The organism is Oleiphilus sp. HI0061 (assembly GCF_001635675.1).
The window spans coordinates 1-700 of sequence record NZ_LWFE01000267.1; the positions used below are offsets into that span (position 1 = coordinate 1).

The 700-nt window shown below is 49.0% G+C and carries 1 protein-coding gene; it reads left to right on the plus strand.

Annotated elements, in window-relative coordinates; all coding sequences use genetic code 11:
• The coding region (locus A3735_RS03440) for a methylmalonyl-CoA mutase family protein (RefSeq protein ID WP_231882354.1) at positions 1-700 on the plus strand (700 nt) is incomplete at both ends.

The window sequence follows — 700 nt, forward strand, 5'->3', positions numbered from 1 at the left end:
AGAGTTTATGGTGCGCAATACCTATATCTACCCACCAAAACCATCCATGAGGATTATTGGCGATATTATCGGCTACACCTCCGAGAACATGCCTCGCTTTAACAGCATTTCAATCTCCGGCTACCATATTCAGGAAGCCGGTGCTGATGCAGCGCTGGAACTAGCCTACACACTTAGCGATGGCAGAGAGTATGTTAGAACTGCACTGAAAGCTGGTTTGGACGTCGATGCCTTTGCGCCTCGCCTTTCCTTCTTCTGGGGCATTGGCATGAACTTCTATATGGAGATCGCCAAGCTCAGAGCCGGTCGCTTGTTATGGCATAAGATTATGGATGAGTTCGGACCTAAGAACCCCAAATCTTCTATGCTTCGAACCCACTCGCAAACATCAGGCTGGTCTTTGACCGAGCAAGACCCTTACAACAATGTGATTCGTACCACCATCGAGGCGATGGCTGCGGTATTTGGTGGCACTCAGTCACTGCACACCAATGCTCTGGACGAAGCGGTTGCACTACCAACAGAATTCTCTGCCCGTATTGCGCGAAATACTCAGATCATCCTTCAAGAAGAAACAGGTATTCCTCAGGTTGCAGACCCTTGGGGGGGCTCCTACATGATGGAAAGTCTCACGCAGCAGATTGCTGATCGAGCTTGGGAATTAATTGAAGAAATCGAGGAAAAAGGTGGAATGGCAAGT